The sequence below is a fragment of the Streptomyces durbertensis genome, from assembly GCF_014156695.1.
GTDB lineage: Bacteria > Actinomycetota > Actinomycetes > Streptomycetales > Streptomycetaceae > Streptomyces > Streptomyces durbertensis.
Genome location: NZ_WMLF01000869.1, coordinates 1 through 831 on the forward strand (window position 1 = coordinate 1; position 831 = coordinate 831).

1 protein-coding gene and 1 pseudogene are annotated in these 831 nt (G+C 72.7%); both read right to left on the reverse strand.

Annotation, left to right across the window (positions count from 1 at the left end; genetic code table 11):
• A pseudogene (locus tag GL263_RS28720) lies at window positions 1–374 on the reverse strand (type VII secretion-associated serine protease mycosin); the annotation flags it as partial.
• Window positions 374–831, reverse strand: a 458-nt coding sequence (locus GL263_RS27375; RefSeq protein ID WP_182858413.1) for a type VII secretion protein EccB, incomplete at its 5' end; no start/stop codon positions are given. The pseudogene GL263_RS28720 and the gene GL263_RS27375, both read right to left, overlap by 1 nt.

The window sequence follows — 831 nt, forward strand, 5'->3', positions numbered from 1 at the left end:
TGGCCGACGAGGTCGACGGTGGGGCCCTTGGGGAGGGTTTCTGGGTCGTCCTTCTTGGGCTTGACGAAGTCGCGTCCGCTGCCGACGTCGACGGCCGGGCGGAGCTGCGGGTTGCGGACGTCGACGCCGCTGTCGATGACGGCGACGCGTACGCCCTCCCCCTGCGACTCGGCCCACAGGCGGTCGAGTTGGACGCGTTGGAGGGCCCACGGGAGGCCGGGGATCGGTTTGCCGCCGAACTCGCACTCGCCGGTGGTGGCCAGGCGGGTGCGTGGGCGCTGGTCGTTGTCGGACGCGGTCACAGGGGTCGCGACCGCGAGCGGGAGCAGCAGCGCGGGGAGGAGGAGGAGGAGGAGGACGGTGGGGCGTCGCATCAGGACCCCTGCGGCTGGCGGGCGCTGGTGGTGTCCAGTCGCGGGCCGGTGGGGAGGAACTGGGCCCAGGTGATGGGGACGGGACTGGGTTTGACGCCTCGGTAGCCGAGGCGGATCTGGGCTTCGTCGACTTCGGGGGCGCCGCTGTCCGGTTTGCGGCGCGGGGCCTTGTCGGTGCTGCTGTCGGTGTTGGACTGGACGGCGTAGCGCAGGCCGGTGTCGGTCATCAGGAAGACGCCGCCGGTGTCCGGGTCGCTGCCCTGGAACTGGCGGAAGAGTAGGCCGGCGCCGGGGGTGACGTAGGCGCTGGTGGACTTGTCGACCAGGGTGCGCGGGTAGTCCTTGCCGGCCCAGGTGGAGACGGTGGTGCGGCCGGTGGTGGGGTCGACGGAGCGGAGGACCGAGCAGAGGGTGTCGCGGCCGCCACGGTTGACCTGGGTGGCGCGGTGGCGGGGCC